Annotated in this window: 20 protein-coding genes; 9 read left to right on the plus strand and 11 right to left on the minus strand. The window is 60.5% G+C overall.

The features are described 5' to 3' along the window. Both VHX65_04515 and VHX65_04520 read left to right on the plus strand, forming a co-directional pair. The coding region (locus VHX65_04515; GenBank protein ID HEX3997791.1) for a hypothetical protein at window positions 1–251 on the plus strand (251 nt) is incomplete at its 5' end. A 63-nt stretch (window positions 252–314) separates the two neighbouring features. Then, a complete protein-coding gene (locus VHX65_04520) occupies window positions 315–722 on the plus strand; it encodes a hypothetical protein (GenBank protein HEX3997792.1) in 408 nt (135 codons plus the stop codon). Window positions 723–837: 115 nt separating this feature from the next. Here VHX65_04520 and VHX65_04525 read toward each other — a convergent pair whose 3' ends face one another. From VHX65_04525 to VHX65_04545, 5 genes are all read right to left on the minus strand, one after another. Beyond that, complete coding sequence (locus VHX65_04525; GenBank protein ID HEX3997793.1) at window positions 838–1,074, minus strand: four helix bundle protein; 237 nt, start codon at window positions 1,072–1,074, stop codon at window positions 838–840. Between the two features lie 88 nt (window positions 1,075–1,162). Then, window positions 1,163–2,149: a GDP-mannose 4,6-dehydratase gene (locus VHX65_04530; GenBank protein HEX3997794.1), complete on the minus strand. Its 987-nt coding sequence runs from the start codon at window positions 2,147–2,149 to the stop codon at window positions 1,163–1,165. Next, window positions 2,146–2,673 (minus strand): GNAT family protein, encoded by a 528-nt coding sequence (locus VHX65_04535; GenBank protein ID HEX3997795.1) that lies wholly within the window; start codon window positions 2,671–2,673, stop codon window positions 2,146–2,148. The genes VHX65_04530 and VHX65_04535 overlap by 4 nt, the downstream gene beginning before the upstream one ends. An 82-nt stretch (window positions 2,674–2,755) precedes the next feature. Beyond that, window positions 2,756–3,883 carry a DegT/DnrJ/EryC1/StrS family aminotransferase gene (locus VHX65_04540; protein ID HEX3997796.1) on the minus strand — a complete coding sequence of 376 codons (1,128 nt, stop codon included), beginning with the start codon at window positions 3,881–3,883 and terminating at the stop codon, window positions 2,756–2,758. After that, a complete protein-coding gene (locus VHX65_04545; protein HEX3997797.1) occupies window positions 3,880–4,674 on the minus strand; it encodes a hypothetical protein in 795 nt (264 codons plus the stop codon). Before VHX65_04545 ends, VHX65_04540 begins: the two co-directional genes overlap by 4 nt. Before the next feature lie 446 nt (window positions 4,675–5,120). Here VHX65_04545 and fliW point away from each other — a divergent pair, with 446 nt between their 5' ends. From fliW to VHX65_04560, 3 genes are all read left to right on the plus strand, one after another. Then, window positions 5,121–5,573 (plus strand): flagellar assembly protein FliW, encoded by a 453-nt coding sequence (fliW, locus tag VHX65_04550; protein ID HEX3997798.1) that lies wholly within the window; start codon window positions 5,121–5,123, stop codon window positions 5,571–5,573. Window positions 5,574–5,869: 296 nt separating this feature from the next. Continuing rightward, window positions 5,870–6,121, plus strand: coding sequence for a carbon storage regulator CsrA (gene csrA / locus VHX65_04555; GenBank protein ID HEX3997799.1), 252 nt, complete (start codon window positions 5,870–5,872; stop codon window positions 6,119–6,121). Window positions 6,122–6,702: 581 nt separating this feature from the next. Further along, on the plus strand, window positions 6,703–9,093 hold the full coding sequence (locus VHX65_04560; protein HEX3997800.1) for a flagellin: 2,391 nt from the start codon (window positions 6,703–6,705) through the stop codon (window positions 9,091–9,093). A gap of 173 nt (window positions 9,094–9,266) precedes the next feature. Here the strand turns inward: VHX65_04560 and VHX65_04565 are convergent, their stop codons facing one another. From VHX65_04565 to VHX65_04585, 5 genes are all read right to left on the minus strand, one after another. Next, a complete protein-coding gene (locus VHX65_04565) occupies window positions 9,267–10,694 on the minus strand; it encodes a (Fe-S)-binding protein (protein HEX3997801.1) in 1,428 nt (475 codons plus the stop codon). Between the two features lie 71 nt (window positions 10,695–10,765). Then, window positions 10,766–12,079: an FAD-binding oxidoreductase gene (locus VHX65_04570; protein HEX3997802.1), complete on the minus strand. Its 1,314-nt coding sequence runs from the start codon at window positions 12,077–12,079 to the stop codon at window positions 10,766–10,768. A gap of 18 nt (window positions 12,080–12,097) precedes the next feature. Then, a complete protein-coding gene (locus VHX65_04575) occupies window positions 12,098–13,540 on the minus strand; it encodes an FAD-linked oxidase C-terminal domain-containing protein (protein HEX3997803.1) in 1,443 nt (480 codons plus the stop codon). Window positions 13,541–13,631: 91 nt separating this feature from the next. Further along, complete coding sequence (gene ppk2, locus VHX65_04580; GenBank protein HEX3997804.1) at window positions 13,632–14,633, minus strand: polyphosphate kinase 2; 1,002 nt, start codon at window positions 14,631–14,633, stop codon at window positions 13,632–13,634. 125 nt (window positions 14,634–14,758) lie between these two features. Further along, entirely contained in the window at window positions 14,759–16,081 is a 1,323-nt protein-coding gene (locus VHX65_04585; protein ID HEX3997805.1) for an ATP-dependent 6-phosphofructokinase, read from the minus strand. Window positions 16,082–16,592: 511 nt separating this feature from the next. Here VHX65_04585 and glgP point away from each other — a divergent pair. Next, entirely contained in the window at window positions 16,593–19,250 is a 2,658-nt protein-coding gene (gene glgP, locus VHX65_04590) for an alpha-glucan family phosphorylase (GenBank protein HEX3997806.1), read from the plus strand. A gap of 45 nt (window positions 19,251–19,295) precedes the next feature. On the opposite strand, the gene VHX65_04595 is transcribed toward glgP, so the two are convergent. After that, on the minus strand, window positions 19,296–19,784 hold the full coding sequence (locus VHX65_04595) for a gamma-glutamylcyclotransferase family protein (protein ID HEX3997807.1): 489 nt from the start codon (window positions 19,782–19,784) through the stop codon (window positions 19,296–19,298). A gap of 82 nt (window positions 19,785–19,866) precedes the next feature. Between VHX65_04595 and VHX65_04600 the strand changes: the two genes are divergently transcribed. The 3 genes from VHX65_04600 (at window position 19,867) to VHX65_04610 (ending at window position 25,324) form a co-directional block, all read left to right on the plus strand. Beyond that, window positions 19,867–20,697 (plus strand): transglutaminase family protein, encoded by an 831-nt coding sequence (locus tag VHX65_04600; GenBank protein ID HEX3997808.1) that lies wholly within the window; start codon window positions 19,867–19,869, stop codon window positions 20,695–20,697. A gap of 174 nt (window positions 20,698–20,871) precedes the next feature. Next, a complete protein-coding gene (locus VHX65_04605) occupies window positions 20,872–21,303 on the plus strand; it encodes a hypothetical protein (protein ID HEX3997809.1) in 432 nt (143 codons plus the stop codon). Next, window positions 21,212–25,324 carry a HEAT repeat domain-containing protein gene (locus tag VHX65_04610; protein ID HEX3997810.1) on the plus strand — a complete coding sequence of 1,371 codons (4,113 nt, stop codon included), beginning with the start codon at window positions 21,212–21,214 and terminating at the stop codon, window positions 25,322–25,324. The genes VHX65_04605 and VHX65_04610 overlap by 92 nt, the downstream gene beginning before the upstream one ends. Window positions 25,325–25,412 lie beyond the last annotated feature (88 nt).

Below are 25,412 nucleotides of genomic sequence, written 5' to 3' on the forward strand. Positions count from 1 at the left end.
TCATGAGCCTGATCCACACCTGCGAACTCGGCAAAGCCAATCCGTTCGACTACCTCACGCAACTCAATCGGCATGCGGTCGTAGCGGGCCAGAACCCGCGGAATTGGATGCCGTGGAACTACCGGGAAACGTTGGCGGGAATGGGAAGTGAAAATGGCCAAACGGCGTCCGAAGAATGTTGCCAAGTCGACCGATGCTGCGCAGCGGCTCCGTACAGCGCTGGCAAAACGCACGAAAGACGACCTGATTGACGTCCTTGTGGAGGGGCGGGCAAGGATCGCGACATTCTCCGCCGCCTTGCCGCGCGCATCGAGTTGGAAGCCTCGCCCAAAGAGCTCGTTGCGGCGACGCGCCAAGCGATCGCCGGCGCGACCGACTTCGACGAGCGAGACATCAACCGCAACTTCAGCTACGACTACGCAGCCTACAGCAAAGTGAAGCGCAATTTAGGCCGCATGATCGCCCTCGGAGAGTTTCGTCTGGCGAGGGAACTTTCGCTGGAGTTGATGAAGGCTGGCAGCTATCAGGTCGAGATGAGCGACGAGGGAATGATGACCGACGATATTCAGGAATGCTTGATGCCTGTTCTTCGAGCCCTCAAAAAGTGCGACCTGCCGTCGGACAAGGTAGTGGCTTGGTGCGAGGCGATGAAGAAGAGTGACCGCGTAGGATTCATCTGCCAAGGGCAACTTCAATCGCTGCACGACCGCTTCAAGAAATAGCGGCCGCAATAACCTGCGATTGACGCCGTTGGCGACCTCGCTGTCTCCGCGTGGTCCAAGTCCGCGCCACAATTACACCGCGGACGTACGGCCCCGCCGCCCCGTGACCGATTTTTCACGCTTGCCGGAAGGACACCGTTAGTTGATATTCGACTTGTCGGGAAGAGCCGAACGCCATGTCGAGAAAACGGCAGTAGTCCGCGTGCGACGATCGTGCAGAGCCTTCCACGATGTTCGACGCGATGGAAACGGCAGACCGGCGCAACTGCGAAGTCAAACCGAATTGCTCATCCTCCGGAAAGTTCTTTGTAGCGCGGTAATATAGATAGCGCCAGCGAGTGGGCCAGTTCAAACGCGCGAAGTTTCCGATGATCTCTCATACGCGAGATTCTGCCATCGTCTGCTTCGTACCTCAAGCCTTCAGTCTGTAGCCTGTAGCCTTACTCCAGCCACCGCTTGTTCGTGAAGCTCCACCACACGGTGCGGCGCAGCGATTCGTCGAAGCTGATCTTGAATTCGAAACCCATCGCGCTCAGCTTCGTGTCGCGAAGGGCGTAGCGTAGGTCGTGGCCGGGGCGGCTGGAATGGAAGTCGATCAATTCGTAGTTGAGCGGTTTGCCGAGAATGTCGGCAATGGCCTGGGCCATTTCGAGATTGTTCAATTCCTGATGGCCGACGATGTTGTATTTTTCCCGCTTGTGGCCATGCTCGCAGAGAAATAGCACGACGTCGGAAACATTGCGTGCATGGATATAGTGCCGGCTGCCGGGAGCGCCTTCCTTGCTGCAATGGATCAGCAGCTTTTCGCCCTGCAAAACTCGCTTGATGCACATCGGCACGAATTTTTCCGGATGCTGCCGTTCGCCGAAAACGTTCATCGAGTGCGTCGTGATGACGGGCAGGCCGTAGGTGTTGGCGAAGGCGAGGCCGAGCTCTTCGGCGCCGGCTTTCGTGGCCGAGTAGGGATTGGTTGCGTCGTAGCGATCCCATTCGCTGTAGAACGTGCCGTGCGGGGCCGGGCCGAACACCTCGTCGGTCGAAAAATTGATCAGCTTATCGAGCGAATCGATATCCCGGGCGTAGCACAGCAAATTGCCGGTGCCGACGACGTTGTCGTACACGAAGGCCATCGGATCGGAGATGCTGCGATCGACATGCGAGGCTGCCGCGAGGTGGAAAATATATTTGATCGGCCCGATCGCCGACGCGATTTGGCTGTTCACGGCCGCCTTCAAATCGTGCCATACGAACTGAAATCGTTTTTTGTAGTCGGGCGTGCCGTCGAGAATTTCGGTCAGACGATTGAGATTGCCCGAGGTGTCGAGCCGGTCGAGACAGACGATATGCCAATCGGTGTTCTTGAAAAGGTGTTCGATGAGATGATGGCCGATGAAGCCGGCTCCGCCGGTGACCAGGGCTCGGGTCATTGCTTGTATTCGCTCCGCAGAAGGGACATGAGGATCGAGTCTTCGTACATTCCATTTCGGAAAACCCGCTGCCGCAGCCGGCCATCGACGCGGAATCCAAGCCGCTCATAAACATGCTGCGCGCGGGTGTTGGATTCGAGCACCTCGAGATAAACCAGGTGCATGTTCAATTGACGGAACAGATAGTCGAGCAGCCAGGCATACACTTTTTTCGACAGCCCTTTGCCGCGCTGGTCGGGCACGAGATCGAGGCCCACCGCGCAATTGCGGCTCACCGCGTCGATGCGGTCAATTCGCACCAGGCCGATGAATGGGCCGAGTTCGGCGGGCGTGGTGGGTGAGTTCGTCCACGGGAACACGGAGTATCGCTTCGACGTGGCAGGCAAGTGGTGGAGCCAGTCTTCCGTTTGGGCTTCGTTGTATTGGTTCGGATCGTGGAGGTGCAAAAGAGTCGCCGGGTCGTTGCGCAGCGCGACAATCGCCGGCACGTCGGCCAGTTCGCTCGGCTTGATCCAAAGTTCCATCACACATGTCCTCGAGTTGCGTTCGGCATTCCATGCGGTTGCAAACGCACCGAAATAGGAGCCGATCTCGCGGTGCGCCGATTCACCAACCCTGCCGCACGGCGTCGACAACGTGTTGTCGATCCTCGTCCGTAAGCCACCAACCGACCGGCAAGCAAATCATCGCATCGGCAACTCGGTCGAGTTGCGGAAGCGGTGATTGGAATTCTGCGAGCGCGCCGTATTTGTCGTTACGCGTATGCACCTGGTTCACTTGCAGGCCGCGAGCAATCATTGCCTCGACAAACGCGGGCCGATCGGCGACGAGCACCGTGAACAACCAATACGAACTGTCGCAATCCGGCCGCCGCTCGAGCAGTGTCAGTCCCGGCGTGCCTTGAAATTGATCGTAATAATAATGGGCGTTGTTTTTCTGCTTGGCGACAAGCGCGGCGACATGCGGATAATTGGCCAAACCTAGGCTCGCCGCCAGATCGTTCATGTGAAACTTGAATCCCCACTCGGGAATATCCTGCGCGCTGCGGAAATCGAGCTTGTTGTCGCGATCAAGGCCAAACCATCGCGCCATTCGGGCGCCGCGCCACATCGTGCCGGGCGGCGTGATCAGCAATCCGCCGTCGCCCGTGGTCAGCGATTTAATGGCTTGAAAACTGAATGCCGCGAAATGTTCTTCGCAAGTGCTACCGACGAGCCGTCCTCGGAATCTCGATTCCCACGCATGGGCACAATCTTCGACGACGATCAGGTCTTGCCCGAATCGCCGGCGATATTCGGCGGTTAGTAGCGCCATGCGATCGTAATCGATCGGGTAGCCGCCCCAATGCACAAATAGCAGAACGCGAGTTTCACGGCTGAGCTTTCGCGCAGCGTCATCGAGGTCGATATTCAGCGTGCCGGGATCGACATCCACCCAGCGGATTGCGAAGCGATTGGCGACGGCGGGAAAATTCGTCGCGGCGCAAGTCATGGGCGACGACAAAATCTCCGTGCTGTCGCTTAAGCCATATTCGCGTTTGATTAAATGCAGCGCGAGATGAATGGCCGAGGTGCATGAATTGACCGTCACCATGCGCGGGTTGCCGAAGTGAAGAGCGAGCAATTGCTCGAACTGATCGACTTGCGGTCCTTGGGCGATGTAGCCGGAACACAGTGTCTTCGAGACTGCCTGTTGGGCCTCGGGGGCCACGAAAACCTTGAACAATGGAATCATGTTTGCCGGGCCTGATGGAGGATCTTTCGCACCACTGCCAGATCGGCCTCGGCTTCGCGGTGTGCGGCCTCTTCGCCCACTGTGGGCAAATGAATATGCAGCTTCATGTGGAGATGAATGCCCCATAAGTGATCGTCGAGGAAGTAGGCGTCGGTGCTGGCTTTGGTCAGGCGGTCGGGGCAGATATCGCTGAGCTGCCGGCGGCTGTGGCGAAACGGCGTCGGCCCGCCATAGGCCGGAAGCGCGATGTCGTGCGGCTGATCGGCATAGCGGGTGTAAATATGAAAGCCGGTGTCGGCCATGATGTCGGTCCGGGACGAATCGGGAAGAAAGTTGAACCGCGCGATGTCGACTTTTTTCGTGTCGACAAACATGCAAAAGGCGCAGGGAAAATCCTGCCGCCTCCGCTTGTTCGGATCGATGGCATAGGGAGCGCCAAAGAAGGCCAGGCCGCGGCGGTCGATATAGTCGAGCACTTCGGCAATCGGCGGCACGATGAAAAAATCGGGATCCATAAACGCGGCGAAACGCGTGCGAATGTGTGGCAGCGCGAGGTTAAGACCCATGGCATGATGATAACTCACCGCCTTGATTGCCGGATTTCCGGCCGGAATCGACGTCGGGCGACTCGCCCCAGGGACCACGCTGAATTGCGGCAAATCTTCGACCGGGCCGTTCTGAACCACGAGCCAGCGAAATCGGTCGCCCGGCCGACGTGTCAGTTCGTCGTTCATCGCCAAGTGAAAGCGGCTGTGGTAGGAAACCGAGCAAAGCGTGAGGTCCTCGGTCATGGGAAAATCCGGGGGAATGGAACGCGGACGCGGCGCGGGCGAGCGTAACCGGAAAAATTGCGCGGGTTGCGAAACAACGATGGCTTTCCGGCCGCGAATATTGAACGATTTCGGCGGTCGCGACAAGTTCAGCCGAAAGCGGTCGGAAATTTTGGCGACCCGATACATCTTGCCTGGCCATCCAAGCCCCTAGAGTTCCCGATTTCTTTCTCATCTTGCCGAGACTTTTTCTCTTTTGCAGTCGGCCATCCGACCGATTGTAGGCTGTATGAACTATCCGAGCGGTTTTAACGACCTCGGACGCAAGAGTTAGCATAATTGCCCGCCGTTTTGGCGGTTTGGAATCGTCGGCGGATCAATGGAAGCGGCTCGCGAGAGCCGCATAATTTCGACCGGCCGCGATAGCAATTGGGCTAGAACGAGCGCGTGTTTGCAGGGAGGCCACCATGTTCATTCAAACGACACGCTTTGGACGCCTGGAAATCGCACCTCACGACGTGCTGATTTTTCCGGCCGGGATTCCCGGTTTGGAAGACTGCCGCGAATGGGTGTTGCTGGCTGATGCAAGCAACGACGCCCTTGGTTGGCTGCAATGCACGACGCGGCGGGAAGTCGCATTTGCGGTCGTCAGTCCGCGGCGATTTGTCGCTGGCTATCAGATCCGGCTCGCACGGAGCGAATTGGCTCCGTTGGAGTTGAACGACGTGCGGGATGCCCAGGTGCTGGTGATCGTCGGGAAGAATGAACGTGGCATTACGCTGAATCTCAAGGCGCCGCTGGTGATTCATCTCGCACGGCGTCTGGGGCGGCAGGTCGTCGCTAACGGAGATCAGCCGATCCAACACGAGTTGGGGTCGCCGGCAATTGCCGAGCGTCCGCGATTGAAGACGGCCGGCTGAGGATGTCAGCGCCGCTGTTTTTTGCAAAAGGAAAAGTTCCGCTGCCCGCTTGAGGACGGATGGCTCGAGCGGAATTGGTTTGTATTGCGAATCTTCGATTTGGACAATTTGCCGCCGCTGTCGAAATCGGCGGGGAAATCGCCCGCATTTGGACGGCTTGAAAGTTTGTAATCGCGGCAATCGGTCTTGATGCCGGTTGCCGGAACGTACTTGGATTTTATCCGGATCATCGCCGCTTCACACGGCCGGCCGATCGCCCAAATCGGCCTCTGATAGGAACAAGGAAGGAGCCAGAGATGCTTGTTTTGTCGAGGCAACGCGACGAAAGCATCATGATCGGTGACAATATCGTCATTACGATTGTCGATATTCGCGGAGACAAGGTTCGCTTGGGGATCAACGCCCCGGCCGAAATTCCGGTCCACCGCCAGGAAGTCTACGAGGCGATCCAGAGGGAAAATCTGCGGTCGAGCCGGCTCGACCCGCGCGATGCCCAGGCGCTTGGCAAACCCGGCGCTCCGAGGCCCCCATCGGCGCCCAAGCCGTAGGCTCGGTTGATCGTGAACCAGCATGCGGCGAAACACGTAGCGGATCGGCGCATAGCTCGGTTATTGCCGGCGACCGCACGAAGCACGCGCGTCGCCGCAAATCGGGTCGTGGCGCGTTTTCCGTTCCGACATGGTTCACTAGGGCCCCTGGGCGGCGCGAAACCACGGCAACTTTGTCGGCAATTCCGGAAAAACGCCGGCCAAGACCATGGTTGTAGGCAAAATGCTGGTTGTTTTGCTCGCAACGGCAGTCAATGGATGCCGAAGAAACAAAACAGCGGACACAATGTGGAAGTTGCTCAAATTACCTAAAGCTCCCACTTACACCGGTCGATACTTCCCCTAGGGATTGCTAGCGCGACGGAGGTCGCCGCAGCCGGTGGCGTTGGTTTGCCGGCGCAGTTTTGGGCAATGCCGCCCCGGGAAGGGCGGAACGGGACGCCCGGTGGAGACCATGCGTCGAGTGATATTGGTGCGGGCCGCGGACAGGGGAGTATCCCCCGAGCCGGGACACCGCTGAGTGCGCCGCCGCGCCGCGGTGGTCGTGGGCAAATTTTCTAACCATTCAATGGGTGTCAGGCATGTCCCGGATCAACACGAATATCAGTTCACTACTCGCGCAGACGGCGTTGGCCAATTCACAAACCCAGTTGCAAACCTCCCTCACTCAGTTGAGCACCGGTTTCCAGATCAACACCGGCGCCGACAACCCGGCCGGTTTGATCGCCAGCCAAGTGTTGCAAACCAACATCACCGGGGCGAATGCCGCCATCACCAACAGCCAGACGGCCGACGAATTGATCGCCACGGCCGATAGCGCCTTGGGCCAGATCAGCTCGCTCTTGGACTCGATCAATGGGCTGGTGTCGAACTCCGCCAACACGGGTGCTGAAAGCGCCTCGGAAATCGCGGCCAATCAACTCCAAGTCGACTCTTCGCTCCAAGCCATCGATCAGATCTCGCAAACCACGTCGTTCGGCGGCGAGAACATTTTGAACGGCAGCCTCAACTTCCTCACCAGCTCGGCCGGCAATGCCCTCACCACGGCCACCGGCACGTTTGGCACCCAAGCCGCCAACGCCGAAGCGACCGGCAACTTCGCCGCCTCGCCCGACGCGTCGCTCACCCTGACCGGCACGGCGACGGGCGGCGGTGCAGTGACCTTTACCGCCGCGACCCCCGGTACGGCGAACGGCTACAGCATCCAATACACCTTCGCGTCAGCCGGCCCGACGTCCGCGTCGATCGACACTAGCGCGAAAACCGTGACGATCAATGTTGCCAGCGGCGCCACCGCGGCAAGCGTCGTCGCCGCCGTCGCCGCCAGCACGGCAACCTCTGCCGTGTTCAATGCAGCCTCCGCGAGCTCGGGCGCGATTTTCACTTCGACCGCCGCCAACGGGGCAGCCGTCAGCGGCACAACCGCCGGCGCCGGAACTGCCACGATCGTCCTCTCGGCAACCAATGCCGGCACGGCCTATAACGGTGTCAACGTCACGATCACGCAGAACGCTACATCGGCCGGCGCCATCACGGCGACCTATACGACCAGCAGCAAGACGCTGACCTTGAGCACGGTCGCTTCGACGACGGCGAACCAGATCATCAACAAGATCAACGCCACCGGCCTGTTCAGCGCCAGCACCACGAGCGACGGCACCAGCACGCTGGCCGCCGCGACGTTCAGCGGCGTGACCTCGGAAGGGGCCCAGTCGAACCAGATTCAGATCACCGCCGTCAACGGCGGCACGGCCTACAACGGCGTCAACGTCGTGCTCACCAGCGGTGCGGCCGCCGGGCACGAAACGGCCAGCTACACCACCAGCACCAAAACGTTGACCATCGCAACGAATGCCAACTCCACCACGAGCGACTTGGTGACCGCGATCAACAACACCGGCTTGTTCACCGCCAAACCGACCGTCGCCGGAGCAACCGGCTCGTACGCGTTGGGCGCGACTTCGGCGGTGACAGCGGGCGGGGCGTCGGCCGGTGCCGCGATCAGCAACTTGCAGATCAACCAGGCCAATTTCGGCACGCAAACGTCGCTGGCGGTGAACGTCGATGTAACCCAGCAGGCCAAGCAAGCCGCGCTGGTCTACTCCGGCGGGGCCCTTGCTTCCGCCACGGTGCTTCAGCTCGGCGGCGACAACGGCTATCAGGTGCTCAACTTCGCGGCCGGAACCACGATCAGCCAGATCGAATCGGCCGTCAATCAGTCGAGCGATTCGACGGGCGTCAGTGCGTCGGTCAACGGTTCGCAGCTCACGCTGAGTTCGACCGACTACGGTTCGAATTCATTCGTGTCGGCCCAGGCCTTGAGCGGTTCGTTCGCCACGCACACGATCAGCGGCAACACCCATACCGATGCCACTTACACCACCGGTGTGGATACCGCTGGCACGATCAATGGACAAGAAGCGACCGGCAACGGACTGAGCCTGTCGCTCAACAGCACCGACCTGAACGTCAGTTTCAACGTCAACTCGAGCCTGGCCAGCAACACCTCGTTCAGCTTCGACATCACGGGCGGCGGAGCCAACTTCCAGTTGGGACCGAACGTCGTGTCGGCCGAACAGATTCGGCTGGGCATCCCCAGCGTCAGCTCCGCCAACTTGGGCGGCACCTCCGGCAGCCTTTATACCCTTCAGTCCGGTGGAGCAAACGCCTTGGCGACCAATCCCGACACCGCGTCGGCGATCGTGCAACAGGCCATCAATCAAGTGGCCGACCTGCGAGGTCGGTTGGGTGCGTTCCAGTCCGATACGCTCCAAACCAACATCAACGCTCTCACCAACACGGTCAACAACCTGACCTCGGCCCAGAGCAACATCCAGGACACGAACTTCGCCACCGCAACGGCGAACCTGACGCGTGCTCAAATCCTGGTGCAATCGGGCACGTCGGTCTTGCAAATTGCCAACCAACAGCCGCAGCAAGTGCTCGCCCTGCTGAAGGGCGCCGGCGGCTAATAACCGCGGCGGCTTGAGACAAGGCGGCTTACGATAAATTGCCGGTCCGCCCTTCCTTCGGAATGGGCGGACCGGTTCGTTTTGGCAGCCGGTTTTTCGAGGCGAAACCGCAAGCGAGGGTTGCCGCAAAGCGGAGAACGAAGCTCGCTTGCGGTTTCGCGCATTCGCTCCAGTCAAACCGGCGGCCCAACGCCGCGGTAGCTCATATCGAGCACGTCGATCGGATGCGCGATCCACAACCGCTCGTTTTGCCGGCGAGCTTCACGGTCAATTTGCAGCAGGCAGCCGGCATTGGCGGTGAGGACGGCGCGAGCGCCGGTTTTCAAGACATTGGCCAGCTTGCGCCGGCTCAATCGGTCCGACAGTTCCGGCTCGGTCAGATTGTAGGTGCCGGCGGCGCCACAGCAAATTTCGGTTTCCGGCAAGTCTTTCAACACCAGCCCCGGCACCTGCGCCAGAAGGCGCCGCGGCGCTTGGCGGATTTTCTGAGCATGCGCTAAATGACACGCGTCGTGATACGTCGCCACAAGCCCGATTCGCCCGGTTGGAGGCACGATGCCGAGTTGGTCGAGAAACTCGTGAATATCTTGCACCTTGGCGGCGAACGCAGTCCGGTCGATTTGGCGATCGTCGTGCCAGTGATGGCCGTAATCTTTCAGCATTGCCCCGCATCCCGCCACGTTAACCACGATGGCATCGATCTGTTGAAAATCGAAGGCCGTAAGATTCGCATCTGCAAATTCACGCGCCGGTTCGCTCGCTCCGGCATGGAAATGGATCGCCCCGCAACAAGCCTGATTTCGCGGCACGAGCACATCACAGCCATTTTTTTGCAGCACGCGAGCCGTGGCCCAATGCGTGTGGCGAAACATGGTGTCGGCCACGCAGCCGGTGAATAGCGCCACCCGTGCCCGCCGCTTACCCTCGGCGGGCAGAAATTCCGGAAGCCGACGGGCCGGCTTTCGCAGCCGCGGAAGCATGCCGGTGAGCCGTTGCAAAGGCTGAGGAAGGAGCTTTAGCAAGCCGGTCTTTTCGGCTAGCGCGATCAATCCCAATTGCTGCGCAATCCGGGCCGGCCGCAAGAGCCGTCGCATCCGGTCGGGATACGGAAACACTCCAAACAGAATCCTGCGACGGAACCAATCGCCGCCTGCCGACGGTTCTAACCTTTCGTGTTTGTCACCGGAAACATCCGGTTCAGCCGGCGCCGCCCCTGAGAGGTGTTCCGCGGACAATTGCTCCATTGCCACGCGGAAAGGCTCGATCAACCGGCCGTATTGCACGCCCGATGGACAAGCCGTCTCACAAGCCCGGCAATCGAGACACAAATCGAGGTGCCGGCGAACCGACGCCGTCAATTCCAAGCGACCGTCGGTCACCGCCCGCATCAAATAGATACGTCCGCGCGGACTATCGTTTTCATCACCGAGTTCGAGATACGTTGGGCAAGCGGACGTGCACAATCCGCAATGCACGCAATCCAGAAATCGCCGATAATCGATTCCTTCGCCCGGATTCGTGGGCTTGGAACTCCGTAGGTCAAGCTTTCCAGCCTGACTTGCCGGCCGTATCTCGGTCAATGCTCCAACGGCGCCGCTCAAGGGTTCCGGGGCGCTACTCGAAGGTTTTACCGCACTGCTCATAGCGATACCGTCAGGCTCAAAAGCCCGGCCTACGAATAAACAAATCTTCCCGGATTCAACAAATTCTTCGGATCGAATTGCCGATGGACGGCTTCCATCAGCATAGCAGCCTGGGCGGGGCGGCCCCAGACGGCCTGCCGAGTCAATTCGCTCACTTGCGAACACGACAAGATCACGGCGCTGCCGCCGACTTGCTGCGCTGCCGGCTGCAATCGGCCGATCCAAAGCCGCGAAATCCCGCCGCTGGGAAACGACGGCATTCGCACCACGATGACGCCGTTGCCGGCGTGGGCCTGCACCGAGCAGTCGGGCTGAATTTCGCCGGCCAGCCGAATCATCTCGATCGTCCGGCTAGCCGGCACGTTGATCTTTGCCACCAAACCAGCATTGGGGACTGGCTCGTTTTGCGGTGCCTTGGGAGCAAAATGTGGCTGTCCCCCTTCGCGCGCGGCCGGAAACTCCCGCAGCCGCTTCCACAGCGACTCGGCCCGCTCGGGTGGCAACACATGCGCCGCCACACCGAACGCCCGCCATTCGTCGGCCAGCGTCGCCGTCATCGATTGCACTTCGACCGCTGTTCCTTCGAGCGCGATGACCAGTTGACCAAACCCGCTGCCAGTTTGTGCCGGTTCGATTGGCTCGAGCGCCGGCTCGTCCTCCCACGCCGGTCCGGCAAGAAGCTCGATGGCCGTGGGGCTGGTGCGCGATGCAACCAATCCAGCCAGTAGCTGTTCGGCCTGCTCGTGATCGCGCAATCGGCAGGCCACGAGTGCCGAACTTTCGGGAAGCGGCTTCACCTTCAGCGTCGCCTGCGTGATGACGCCGATGGTACCCAAAGATCCGACGAGCAGCTTGCAAAAATCGTAGCCTGCGACATTTTTGACGACTCGCCCGCCCCCTTTGAATTCCATTCCGCGGCCGTCCACCACCGAGATGCCGATCACGTAGTCGCGGATCGTGCCATGCCCGTAACGCAAGGGGCCGGAAGCGTTCGTCGCGATGACGCCGCCGAGCGTCGCTCGTTCGGCCTGCGGCACGTCGACCGGCAGGCGTTGCCGCTGCTCGGCCAGCGCGGCGGCAAGGACCGACATCTTGATGCCGGCTTCGACCGTGATCGTCATATCCCTGGCGGGATAGTCTACGATTCGATCGAGCCGGGCGAGCGAGAGCCCCAAGCCGGGCGCTCGCGCCGGCAAGCCGTAATCCAGGCTTGTGCCGCCGCCGATCGGATAGAGTGGTGTGCCATCGGCGGACGCCTGCCGCAGCGCGCCGGCCAGCGCCGCTGAATCGGGCGGCGCGACTGTTCCGGTCAATGGCAAAAGCTCGCTGGCGGTGTGGCTCATCGGTCGGCCTGCGGTTTTTTATAGCGCCGCCCGGCGACCGGGACGGATTTGTTCCATGCCGCAGCCGCCGGCCGTCGGCAACATTTTGCATGGGTTCAGGCGGTTTTCGGGATTGAACGCAGTCCGCAAGTGCTCCATCGCGGCAAGATCATCGGCGGTAAACATTTTTGCCATGTAGCGAATTTTTTCCACGCCGATCCCATGCTCGCCGGTGACGCTGCCGCCGCAGTGGATACACTCATCCAGAATTTCGCCGCTGGCTTGAAGCACTCGCTCGATCGCCCCCGGCTCGCGCTCATCGTAAAGAATGATCGGGTGAATATTGCCGTCGCCGGCATGAAACACGTTTACGATCCGCACGCGATGTTTCTCGCCAATCGCAAGAATGCGCCGCAAGATATGAGGCAATTTGGTCCGCGGCACCACACCGTCTTGCGTGCAATAGTTCGGGCTCAACCGGCCGATCGCGCCGAAGGCTTGCTTGCGGCTCTTCCACAATAATTGCCGCTCGGTTGCATCGGCCGCGAACTGCACATTGCGGGCACCGCACTGCCGGCACAACTCGGCCACGACGTCGCGCTGCGCGTCCAGGCCCGCCTCAAGCCCATCCACTTCGATCAGCAGCACGGCCTGCGCATCGAGCGGAAAACCGAAATGATACGCCTGTTCAACCGCTGCGATGATCCCCTGATCCATCATTTCGATGGCTGCCGGAATGATCCCCGCGCCGATGATTTGGCTGATCGTGTCGGTGGCTTCATCGATCGTATCGTACACGGCCAGCATCGTCCGGCAGCCCTGGGGATTGCGGGTGAGGCGGACCCAGATTTTGGCAACAATCGCGAGCGTCCCTTCGCTGCCGACCAACGCGCCGACCAGATCGAGTCCGGGTGAGTCTTCTGCCGGACCGCCGCACTGGATCACGCGCCCGTCGGCCAAGACGGCCTCGAGCCCCAGCACGTGGTTGACCGTCACGCCATATTTCAGCGTATGCGGACCGCCAGAATTGGTCGCCACGTTGCCGCCGATCGTGCATGCCCCTTGGCTCGATGGATCGGGCGCGTAGTGGTAGCCGGTTCCAGCGAGCGCTTGATTCAGCCAGGCGTTCACCACGCCGGGCTCGACCACGGCATAGCGATCGCGGAGATTGATCTCCAAGATGCGTTTCATGCGCGTCAGCACGATCATCAGGCCGCCGCCGACCGGCAGGCAACCGCCCGCCAGACTCGTGCCGGCCCCGCGCGGCACGATCGGGATTTCGTACCTCGCCGCCGCCCGCACCACGCGAGCGACTTCGTCGGTCGAACGCGGAAACGCCGCAATATCGGGCGAATTCTTTTCGATCTGATATCCGTCGCACTCGAAAACGAGCAAGTCCGATCCGGCATGCAACACGCCGCTCTGCCCGACGATTGCGCGCAGTTCGTCGGCAAGCGAAGCAAGAGTCGTGGGAGATCGCATGACCGGCACCGGGGAAGGCGTGACTCATAGATTATAGAGTCACACGGCGATGCCGCCAGCGGTGGAGCGATGCGAATCGGTGCCGGTGGTCCTACCAGATTTCCGGCACGAATGTCTGGTCGTTGATTGGCGGACGGACGTAGTGGCCTTGGCGAGGCCGCGGCGGCAGCTTGGCCGGCGTCGGCGTTAGGTCTTTGTAGGGGATCATGCTCAGCAAATGCGCAATGCAATTGAGCCGAGCACATTTTTTCGAATCTGCCTTGACGACATACCAGGCGGCTTGTTTGATGTCGGTGTGGGCGAACATCGCGTCCTTGGCCATCGAATATTCGATCCATTTCGCCCGCGATTCGACATCCATCGGGCTGAGCTTCCAACTGCGCGTCGGGTCCTTCATGCGCTTTTGGAATCGCCGCTCCTGCTCCTCATCGCTGACCGAGAACCAGTATTTGATCAATATGATTCCCGATCGGCAGAGCATCCGCTCGAATTCGGGACACGAGCGGAGGAACTCTTGATACTCGCCGTCGCTACAGAATCCCATCACGCGTTCGACGCCGGCGCGGTTGTACCAACTGCGGTCGAAGAGGACCATTTCGCCGGCGGCGGGAAGGTGCGGCACGTAGCGCTGGAAATACCAGCTCGACTTTTCGCGTTCCGTGGGCGTGCCCAGCGCGACAACCCGGCAGATACGGGGATTCAAACTTTCGGTGATGCGCTTGATGACCCCGCCTTTTCCGGCAGCGTCGCGTCCCTCGAAAATCACGACCACTTTCAAGCGCTCGTGCTTGATCCATTCTTGAAGTTTCACCAACTCGATCTGCAGCCGGGCAAGTTCCTTTTCGTAGACCTTTGTGTCGACTTTGTGCGGCTTGAGCCGGATATCGCTGGTGCCGAACGTGTCGTCGTCGTTCGGCCTTCCGTCATCACCGTCGGCCGATGGATCGCGATCGAGCAAGCCAACCTGCGAATTGGCGTTGGCGCCTTCGCCCGCGTGTTTGCCTTTCTTGTGTTGCTTATGCTTTCCCTTTTTCTGCTTCTTGTGCTTCTTGGCGTCAGTGATTTTTGCGATGTGTTCGGCAATTACGTCCATGGATTCACACTCTCTATGTTTTGAGCGATTGGCCGCGCGTGAAATCGACCGTGGCGAATGGGCTGGGTCGTCAAGGGGCGGAAAAAGCCGATTGCAAACAGTTGGTGGTCCGCCAGGTTGGCAGCCTATTCGAACGCGCGGGGTTGGCCGGTCGACTCCAATACGGCATCCCACAAATCGCCATGCGGATCGACCGTGTTTCGCTGGCGGATGGCAAGCTGCATGGGAACGTGCACGAATCGCCCGTGCCATCGGCCGACGAGCATCTCCGTCCGTCCGCACATCGCGGCGTGCACGGCGCCATGCGCCAAGCGGATGCAATAGCCGCTGTCGTAGGCGTTTGCCGGAACGCTTCGGATGGCGTAGCTGGGGTCGATATATTTTAGGTTTAGTTCGAGGCCCCGGCCGGCGAAATCTTCGGTGATCCGCTGTTTCAAAAGCAATCCCACGTCGTGCAATCGCGGATTGCCGGAAGCATCGGTTTGGCTGCTCGCCGAGCCGCACAACTCCTGCCCGGCTCCCTCGGCCGCGACGATCACGGCATGCCCGCGCTGCTCGATTCTTTTCCGCAGCGCCGCGAGCAGGCCGCGTTCTCCGTCGAGGCGAAATGGCACCTCGGGAATGAGCACGAAATCGGCATCGTTGATCGGCAGCGAGGCATAGCAGGCGATGAAGCCGGATTGCCGGCCCATCAGCTTTACCAGCCCGACGCCGTTCGGGGCCGACTTGGCTTCGACGTGCGCGATGCGAATTACCTTGGCCGCTTCGGAAAACGCGGTTTGAAAGCCGAAACTATGGTCGATGTACATGATGTCGTTGTCGATCGTCTTCGGGATTCCGACGACCGCGATTTTCTCGCCGCGGTTGGCGATCTCGGCGGCGATATTGATCGCGCCCCGGATCGTGCCATCGCCGCCGATGATGAACACGATGTTGGTGCACATCCGTTCGAGGCAATCGACCACCTCGGCGGCATCTTGCTGCCCGCGCGACGTGCCCAGCACCGTTCCGCCCGAGTCGTTGATATCGCTGACGCTCTCGGGCGTAAGATCCAAGACGCTGCGGCCATATCGTGCCACGAAGCCCTGGAAACCGTTGGAAAACCCATGGATTCGTCGCACGCCGTAATGAAACCATAGTTCCATCACCAGTGCCCGAATCACATCATTGATACCTGGGCAAAGGCCGCCGCAGGTGACGATTCCGACTCGCGTTTTCGAGGCGTCGAAAAAAATCTTCTTTCGCGGTCCCGCCGGCTCGAAAGAGGGCAGGTTGTCGATTCCGCAGCGCCGCTCGAGCAGCACTGAAACCTTATCGTCGAACAATACTCGGTCCGACTCGTCGACGTTGTGCATCGTCGGCCCACGGCCATTCAGGCGTTCCGCCAGCGGCGAATCGATCCGGCACGGGCCCAGCGATTTTACGACTAAATCTTGCGGTTCGACCACGACCATAGCTCCACCGAAAGCGCCGGCACGATGGAAACACTCTTCCGCCTTTTGCGCACCGAACCGGAAACGGCTTGGCAAACGACATGCCATCGCTGTTCGCGGACGCCGCCGACCGCAACCGGCCGCTCGATACGAAACGCTACGAGCCGGCATTCCCCGGGAAAAATCGGGATTCGGCCACGACGAATCGTCGTGTTTATTGAACCGCGTTGGCTCGCTTATTGGTCGGAGGGGCAACCGTGGCGCTGGGCCTTGTTCCTTTCGCGTGCATCGAATGCCGCAACATGTGGCAAGCCGCGATGCGAGGAGAACGTCCCACGAAGCAAAACCAATCGAAAATAGCGGCGATTGGCCTGCTTTCCCGCCATCGGCACGCCGCATGCCAAAGCGGCATGTGAATTGCCTTTACGCCGCCACGGCGGAGCTTTCTGGGCGGCGATACGCGCGCCCCCTTGCGCTCACGCCCATCCCCCTCTGGAATCGTCGCATCGAGAAGGCCCTTCAATCTATGAGCACCAATGTCATTCCGGCGGACGGATCGCTTCTTTGGACTCCCGAGGAAATCAACCACCTGGTGTCGCATAACGGCACTCCGGCAAAGACGCTCGACAACATCGTGCAAATGATTCAGCACCGGTTCGAAACCGATGTATGCTCGGTCTATCTGCTCGAGCCGGACCGGGCAAATCTTGTCCTCGCCGCGACGGTGGGATTGCGGCCCGACAGCGTCGGCCGGGTGCGGATGCGATTGGACGAAGGGCTGGCCGGGCTGGTCGCCGAGCAGTTCAAGCCGCTCATGGTGGAAGATGCCGCCCGGCATCCGCGATTCAAATACTTCCGCGAATCGGGCGAGGACCAGTACCGCTCGTTCTTGGGCGTGCCGCTGGTCGACCGCGGGCTGTTGCAGGGCGTACTGATCGTGCAAACCGCCGAATCGCGCACATTCTCGGAAGAAGAAATGCAGTTGATGGTCGACGCCGGAGCCCAACTCGGGCCGCTCATCAGCGAAACGCGGATGCTCGAGCAGTTCGTCGCTCCGTCGTACCACCGCTTGTGGGCCTTGGCGCGAAACCTTTGGTGGAGTTGGGACCATGAATCCGCGACGCTGTTTCGCGATCTCGATCCCGTGCGCTGGCGGCAGGTGGATCACAATCCGATCGCTCTGTTGGAAGGCATGTCGATCGAGATGCTCGAGCAGCGGGCTTCGCAATTGGTGCTCCACAGCCGCATCAACTACACGTTTCGCCGGATGCAGGAATATTTGAATTCGACAAAAACCTGGGGCGCTCGCCATGCCGGAGTTCTTTGGGCTCGCCCCGTGGCGTATTTCTCGGCCGAGTTCGGGCTGCATGAATCGGTGCCGATTTATTCCGGCGGCCTGGGGATCTTGTCCGGCGACCATATCAAGAGCGCGTCGGATTTGGGAATTCCGCTGATCGGCGTCGGGCTCTACTACAACCAAGGCTATTTCCGCCAGCGGCTCGATATCGAAGGCTGGCAGCAAGAAGACTATCTCCATGTGAACGACGCGATGTTGCCGGTGCAGCCGGCCATGGGCAAGGACGGGCAACCAGTGCTCGTGCGGATTCAAACGCGCTCGGCGGAGATCACCGCGCGAGTAATGCGTGTGTCGGTCGGCCGAAATGCACTACTCCTGCTCGATTCCGATGTCGACGGCAACCAACCAGAGGACCGCGAACTCACAAGCCGGCTTTACGGCGGCGATAATCGCGTGCGCATCCGCCAGGAGTTGCTGCTCGGAGTCGGCGGCGTGCGAGCGCTGCGGGCGATGGGGATTTCGCCCGGCGTGGTGCATCTCAACGAAGGGCACAGCGCCTTTGCCTCACTAGAATTGGTCCGCCAGCGGATGGCCGAAGAGGGGTTGCGGCTCGACGAGGCGATCCGTCGCGTCGCCTGCCAGACCGTTTTTACCACGCACACCCCCGTTCCTGCGGGGCACGACCGCTTTTCGGCCCATCTGATCGACGAGCATCTCGGCCCGATCCGCGACGCCATGGGGATGGCCCACGATCATCTGATGGCCCTGGGCCGCGTCGATCCCTATAACCCGGGCGAGGATTTTTGCATGACCGTCTTGGCGCTCAAGCTTTCGCGCCGGGCCAATGCCGTTTCTTCGCTGCATGGGCAAGTCTCGCGAAGCATGTGGACCGGTCTGTGGAGCAATCGGCCGGAGGAGGAAGTGCCGATCGGGCACATCACCAACGGCGTGCACGTGCCCACTTGGCTCGCGCCGCAGATGCGGCAGGTCTATGATCGCCATCTCGGTTCCGATTGGCCGGTGCGAGCGAGCGAGGCCTCTTTGTGGGACACGATCGACACGATCGACGACGGCGAACTGTGGGAGACGCATCAGGCGCTCAAAGCACGTTTATTGAACTTCGTCCGCCGCCTTGCCGTGCGCCAGGCCGAACGGCGCGGCGAAGGGGAAGAAGCCCTCGCCCAGTTGCGGCGTGCGCTCAGCTACGATGCCCTAACGATCGGCTTCGCCCGCCGCTTCGCCACATACAAACGGGCGACTCTGATTTTCGAAGATATCGAACGGATCGCGGCGCTCGTGAACGATCCGCAAATGCCGATTCAATTCGTTTTCGCCGGCAAGGCGCATCCCCATGACGGACCCGGCAAGAAGCTACTGCAATACATCGCCCGGCTGACGCGCGACGCTCGCTTCCTCGGCAAAGTGGTGTTCGTCGAAGATTATGACATCAACGTCGGCCGGCATTTCGTGCAAGGCGTCGACGTATGGCTCAACAATCCGCGGCGACCGCTCGAGGCCTCGGGCACGAGCGGCGAAAAAGTCGTGCTCAACGGTGGATTGAATCTTTCGATTCTCGACGGCTGGTGGGCCGAGGCCTACGACGGCTCGAACGGTTTCGCGATCGGCGGCGGCGAAACGCACACCGTCACCGACGTTCACGACTCGCGCGATCAGGCGGCCCTGCTCTCGACGCTCACGAATGAAGTGATTCCGCTCTATTATCGCCGCGACCGCGATGGCATTCCCCGGGCCTGGATCAAACGCATGAAGCGCGCCATTCGCACGATGGGCTGGCGCTTCAGCGCCGACCGCATGGTGATCGACTACGTGCTCAAAAGCTACATCCCCGCCGCCGGCGGCACCAGCAGCGACATGACGCGGATGTAGGCATCCCCGAGCCCGCAGCAAGGATGGAACGTGTTTTCGTCCTTGCTAGCGCGGCGGGCTCGGCGGCCCCGCGGGATTTGCGAGCAATTCGATCTCGCGCACATATTCCTCCGGGAGGCCGTGTTCGTTCGCGCCCGACAGGATTATCTGCAAATACCAGTCGCTCGGGCGGCGGCCTTCGACCATGAACCGCTCGCCGCCGACGTATACTTGAGCCTGCAATTGCTCGCCCGCCGCCGTCTGGACCTCGACCACTTCGCGTGAATAGCAGCCGTCGGACACGCATTCGTACTCGTCGAGCGCTGCCAGCGCCGCTGGCGCGCATCGGTAAACAACGCCCCACACGACGCCGCCCGGAGTTGGCATGATATTCGCATACGTCTCGACGCCGTCCGTATCCGTGTTGTTGAAGACCAGGCGGAAGTCTTTCAACTGGGCAACACTTGCGTCGCGGATCGGTCCTGTGCGCCTCTGCATCCGCTCCATCGATAGGTTGCTCCCGTAGGCGAAATACCATCGATCGGCGGTTGTCATGCGATCTCCTTGTCGGTCGTAGAGCCTTTAACCTACCGCCCGCCACCAATTCCTCAAGCCTTTCATCGAGACACGTGCGACTATGTTGATCCGAGTTGGCTCCGAAATCGTATTCACCTATCCCGCCCCCACGGCCGTGCTCTTGATGCTTCATACGCATCCGTCGCGAGCGCCGACCATCCGCAAGCCGGAGCATTTGGAAATCGATCCCTACGTGCCGGTTGAAGAATATTTTGACTCCTATGGGAATCGTTGCTGTCGGGCGGTCGTGCCGGCCGGGCGCGTTGTCTATCGCAACGGCGCGATCGTGGAAGACTCGGGGCTGCATGATTTGCAAGTTCCCACGGCGAGACAAATCGCCGTCGAAGATCTGCCGTTCGACACATTGCGGTTTCTGCTGGCGAGCCGCTATTGCGAAGTCGATAGCGAGTTGAAAGACATGGCATGGCAGTTTTTCGGGCAGATCACACCAGGTTGGCCGCGCGTGCAGGCAATTTGCGATTTTGTTCACCAGCACATCCGTTTCGATTATCAGCAGGCGCGATCGAGCCGGACAGCGCTGGAAGCGTATCGCGAGCGAACCGGTGTCTGCCGCGACTTCACACATTTGGCGATCACCCTTTGCCGTTGCTTGAATATCCCGGCCCGATATTGCACGGGCTATTTGGGCGACATCGGCGTGCCGGTGATGCCCTATCCGATGGACTTCAGCGCTTGGTTCGAAGCCTATTTGGGCGGCAATTGGCATGCGTTCGATCCGCGCAATCATATTCCGCGGATCGGACGAATCTTGATGGCCCGCGGCCGCGACGCCGCGGACGTTGCCATCACGACCACGTTCGGGCCCAATCAACTTCAAACTTTCCAGGTCTGGACCGACGAAGTTTCGGAAGTGCCGGCATATGCGCAATGACCCCTGTGAAGCCCGCAGTTCGGATCGAGCGCCGTAGCCCGAAGCGTTGGCGAGGACGACCGGCGACAGCCCGCGACGTTCGCTGCCACTTACGCGGATCGATTTCGCGTGCTAGCAGCGGTTCTGTATCCGTTCAGACATTCGTCATTGGTGCTTCGTCATACATATAGACATTTGGTCATTCGTATTTCCCTGCTGCCGTTGCGTGAATTGCCGAAATCTTGTATTCTTCCGCGCCGAATGGAGGCGTCGGTCAGGCTTTCTAGCCTGACATTTGCGGCCGGCCACGTCAGTCTAGAAAGCCTGACGCAAGGGTGGCGCGATTCAGGGAGGAATCTGTATGCGATATTTTGCCGGGATGGCGTGGGCGGCGGCGATTTCTATTGCGATTTTATGGGGCGTGTCGGCCAACTCGGCGCCGCCGCCGGATCCGGTGCCCGACACCTCATCCGCTGCCGCACTGTCGCCGCGATCGGCGCCCACGTCCCCGTCCGTTTCAACTCCGAGGACGGCGTTGCCGGGTTCGCCATCGAGTTCGACGGCGGCCGCGGCCCCGAAAACCGCGATTCACGAAGCGCAATGGATCTGGTCGCCCGCCGCCGATGAGCATCCAAAGTCGAGCGTGCCGCTGGGCACTTGCTATTTCCGCCGCAGCTTTGAGATGACGCAGCCCGAGGCGGGCGAAGTGCAAATCACCGCCGACGAATCGTATGAATTGTATGTCAACGGCCGAAAGGTCGGCGAAGGCCACAACTGGCACGTGATGGATGTCCACGATATCACGCGCTTTCTAAAGGCCGGCCACAATACGATTGCCGTGCTGGCCAACAAGACCGACTTTGGGCCGGCCGGATTGGCCGCTCGCGTGTTGGTCAAAAGCGCCGGCGACACCTGGGTGTCGTATCTGACCGGTTCGTCGTGGAAGACGAGCCAGAAGGAATTCGTCGGCTGGGCACAAACGCGATTCAACGAAACGCAGTGGCTGCCGGCCCGCGAAATCGGGCAATTTGGTGTCGTCAAGCCGTGGCTCGACGAAATGCAATTGGCGCATGGACTGGGAAGCCGGTTCAAGATCAGCGAAGAATTTCGCGTCGAGGCGGTCGTCTCATCGCAAGACACCGGCTCGTTGATCGCGATGGCGTTTAACGAATTCGGCGATATTTTGGCATCCCGTGAAGGGGGCCCGCTGCTGATCGTTCGGCCGGCGAAGGCGGGCCTGCCGCCGAGCAAAGTGTCGGTGTATTGCGATCAGGTGAAAAGCATCCAGGGAATCTTGCCATTGAACGGGCAAGTGTTCGTCGTCGGCGCGGGTCCGCAAGGAACCGGTTTGTATCGCATTTCCGAACCCGGAACCGCTCCGCTGGCGACGCCGCCCAATGAGACCAACCCCACGGCCGCCGCGCCCAATGCGCCGGCGCCGACCGCGGCCGCCCCAGCTACGCTGCCCGTGGATAAGCCATCTGGCGCAACTAGCGCGCCGTCTCCGGCCGCATCGATTCCATCGTCGTCGCGCAGGGGCCCTTCGAGTCCGTCCGCGCAAAATAGCCGACCGCATTCCGATAGCGGAGTGATTCTGGCCTCTGCGGTGGTGGAAGCGACAGACGAAGAGCCGGCCGCGGCAAACATAAGCGAACTGAAGCCACTCAAAGAATTGCCCGACGACAATCACGAGAAATTGGTCGCGCCGCCACACAAGGCTACCGTCGTTCGAGCCAAACAAGTCGATCTCGTGCTGAAATTCACCGGTGAAATGGCCGAACATGGTCCGCATGCGCCGGTGCTCGGGCCCGATGGGTTGATTTATGTCTTGATGGGCGACCACAGCAAGCCGGTTCATGCCGACGATCCGGCCAGCCCCTATCATCATCCGTATGAGGGCGATCTGATCTCGCCGCGCTACGAGGATCCGAACGGCTATGGCGTCGGCGTCAAAGCGCCCGGCGGAAGGATCATTCGCACGGATGCCTCGGGCAGCTTCTTCGAAACCTTTGCGGCCGGCTTCCGCAATCCCTATGGCTTCGCCTTCACGCGCACCGGCGAATTGATTACGCACGAGTCCGACATGGAATGGGACGTCGGCGAGCCGTGGTATCGGCCGACGCGATTGCTGCACGTCGTGGCCGGCGGCGACTACGGCTGGCGCAGCGGCTGGGGTGCCTGGCCAACTTATTTCTACGACAGTCTGCCATCGATCGGCGAAACGGGTCGCAGCTCTCCCACGGCCGTCGTGGCCTACAACCACATGATGTTTCCCCGCCGGTTCCAAAACACGCTGTTTGTCGGCGATTGGTCGCGCGGGCGGATTCTCAATGTTCGGCTTAAGCCGTCCGGGGCGAGCTACACCGCCGAGAGCAGTGTGTTTCTTGAAGGCAAACCACTGAATGTGACCTACCTGGCGATCGGGCCCGACGGAGCACTTTATTTCTGCACCGGCGGGCGCGACACGGAAGGCGGCATCTACCGCATCGTCTGGAACGGGAAAGTGCCGGAATCCGCGCTGCCGGTCCGCGAAGGAATGCGCGCGGCGATCCAGCAACCACAACTCGATAGCGCTTGGGCTCGGCAGCGCGTTGCCGTCATCAAGCAAAAACTCGGCGCGGCGTGGGATGCTGAGTTGCCCACGATCGCCAATAACGACAAAAACCGGCCTGAAAGCCGCTGCCGGGCGCTCGAGCTGATGCAATTGCTTGGGCCCTTTCCCGGCTCGGCAGAGTTGCTGCGCCTGTCGCGCGATCCCGACGATTCGGTTCGGGCGAAAGCCGTGTATCTGATGGGCATCCATGCCGATGAAGCCACCGGAGCTCGGCTTGTCGAACTTTTGCGCGACCCGAATCCGCTTGTGCAGCGAGTGGCCTGCGAGTCGCTGGTGCGCGCCGGCCAGCGAGCGACGTGGGCCGATCTCGTGCCGCTTTTGGTGTCGCAAGATCGATATGTCAGCTACGCGGCAACCCGAGCGCTCGAGCAGATTCCGAAGGAAGGCTGGCAAGCCGCGGCGTTGGCGGCCAAGAACCAGCGGCTGTTTCTCCAAGGCGCGTTGGCCCTCGTAGTAATGGACCCCGATCGAGCCACAGTCGACGCGATATTGGCCCGCGTTCAGAAGACTCTGGACGGCTATGTCACCGATCCCGATTTCCTCGATCTGCTGCGATTGACCGAACTCGCGTTGGAGCGCGGCAAGCTCATGCCGAGCGATGTGCCCACGCTCGGCGCGCGGCTTGCCAACGAATATCCCGCGGGCGATCGCGTGATGAATCGCGAATTGATTCGGCTGATGGCATTTTTAAAAGAACCGTCGGCCAACGCGCGGATGATTCAGCAGTTGCAAGATCCGGATCTGCCGGCGGAAGAAAAGCTGCATCTCGCGCTCATGGCCCGGTTCATTCCAAACTGGACTACGTCGCAGAAATTCGCGCTGTTGAAATTCTACGAATCGGCCCGTTCGCTGCCCGGCGGCCATAGCTTTACGGGCTATGTCGAAAACGTCTCGCGCGATTTCTTCGTCAGCCTCACCGACGACGAGCGAGCCCAAGTGCTCACGCAAGGAACCAAATGGCCCAGTTCGGCATTATCGGTGCTCGCGAAATTGCCCGACGACCCCGGCGCCGAAACGCTGGCCCAGCTTCAATCGCTCGATCGCAATTTGGAATCGATGAGCGGCGAGCCCGTGCGCCGGCTGCGAATCGGGATCGTCGCCGTTCTTGGGCACAGCGGCAATGCGGCCGCGCAGGCTTATTTGCGAGAGCTCTACGATCGCGATCCGGAGCGGCGCGGATTCATCGCCATGTCGCTCGCCGAGCATCCCAATGGCGACAATTGGCCGGTGCTTGTTAAGTCGTTGTCGATCGTCGAAGGCGCATTTGCCCAGCAGGTGCTCTTGAAATTGGCCTCGGTGGATCGTAAGCCCCAGGGTTCGGAACCGATGCGGCAGGCGATTCTCTGCGGACTAAAGCTCGGCGACAACGGCGGCAAACTGGCCGTGCCGCTCCTGGAGCGTTGGGCCGGCAAGAAGCTCAGCTTCGCCGAGGACAAATGGGACACGGCGCTCGCCGCCTGGCAAGCATGGTTCGCCTCGAAGTATCCCGATCAGCCCGAGGCGAAGCTGCCGCAGGATTCGAACGCCAATCGCTGGACGATGGAAGAATTGCTTAGCTACCTGTCGTCGCCGGAAGGATCGGCCGGCGATGCTCAGCAAGGGGCCACCGTGTTCGAAAAAGCGAATTGCGTCAAATGCCATCGCTTCGGCGAACGAGGCGAAGGCGTCGGGCCGGATCTGACGAATGTCAGCCGCCGGTTTCAGAAAAAAGAAATCCTCGAATCGATTCTCTTTCCGTCGCAAGTGATTTCCGATCAATACGCCAGCAAAACGATCGTGCTCACCGATGGCCGCATCATTTGGGGCCTCGCCTCGACCCAGCCCGACGGTTCGATCGTCGTGTTGCAATCGAATACTCAACGGATCACGATCGCCAAGGACGAGGTCGACGAGATTCGCGCGTCGAAAAAATCGGCGATGCCCGAGGGCCTGATGAACGCCCTGACGCTCGAAGAAATCGCCGACCTGTTCGCGTATCTAGAACAATCCCCCGACGCGAAAATCAGCAACCGCCGCACGCAAGCGGAGCGATAAGCCACCGATTCGGTTCCGACCGCCGCAGTTTTTTTCGTAGTCCAGGCGTTTTACGCCTGGGTCGCCGTGCCAAAAAGAGTTTGCGCTT

Source organism: Pirellulales bacterium (assembly GCA_036267355.1).
Lineage (GTDB): Bacteria > Planctomycetota > Planctomycetia > Pirellulales > DATAWG01 > DATAWG01.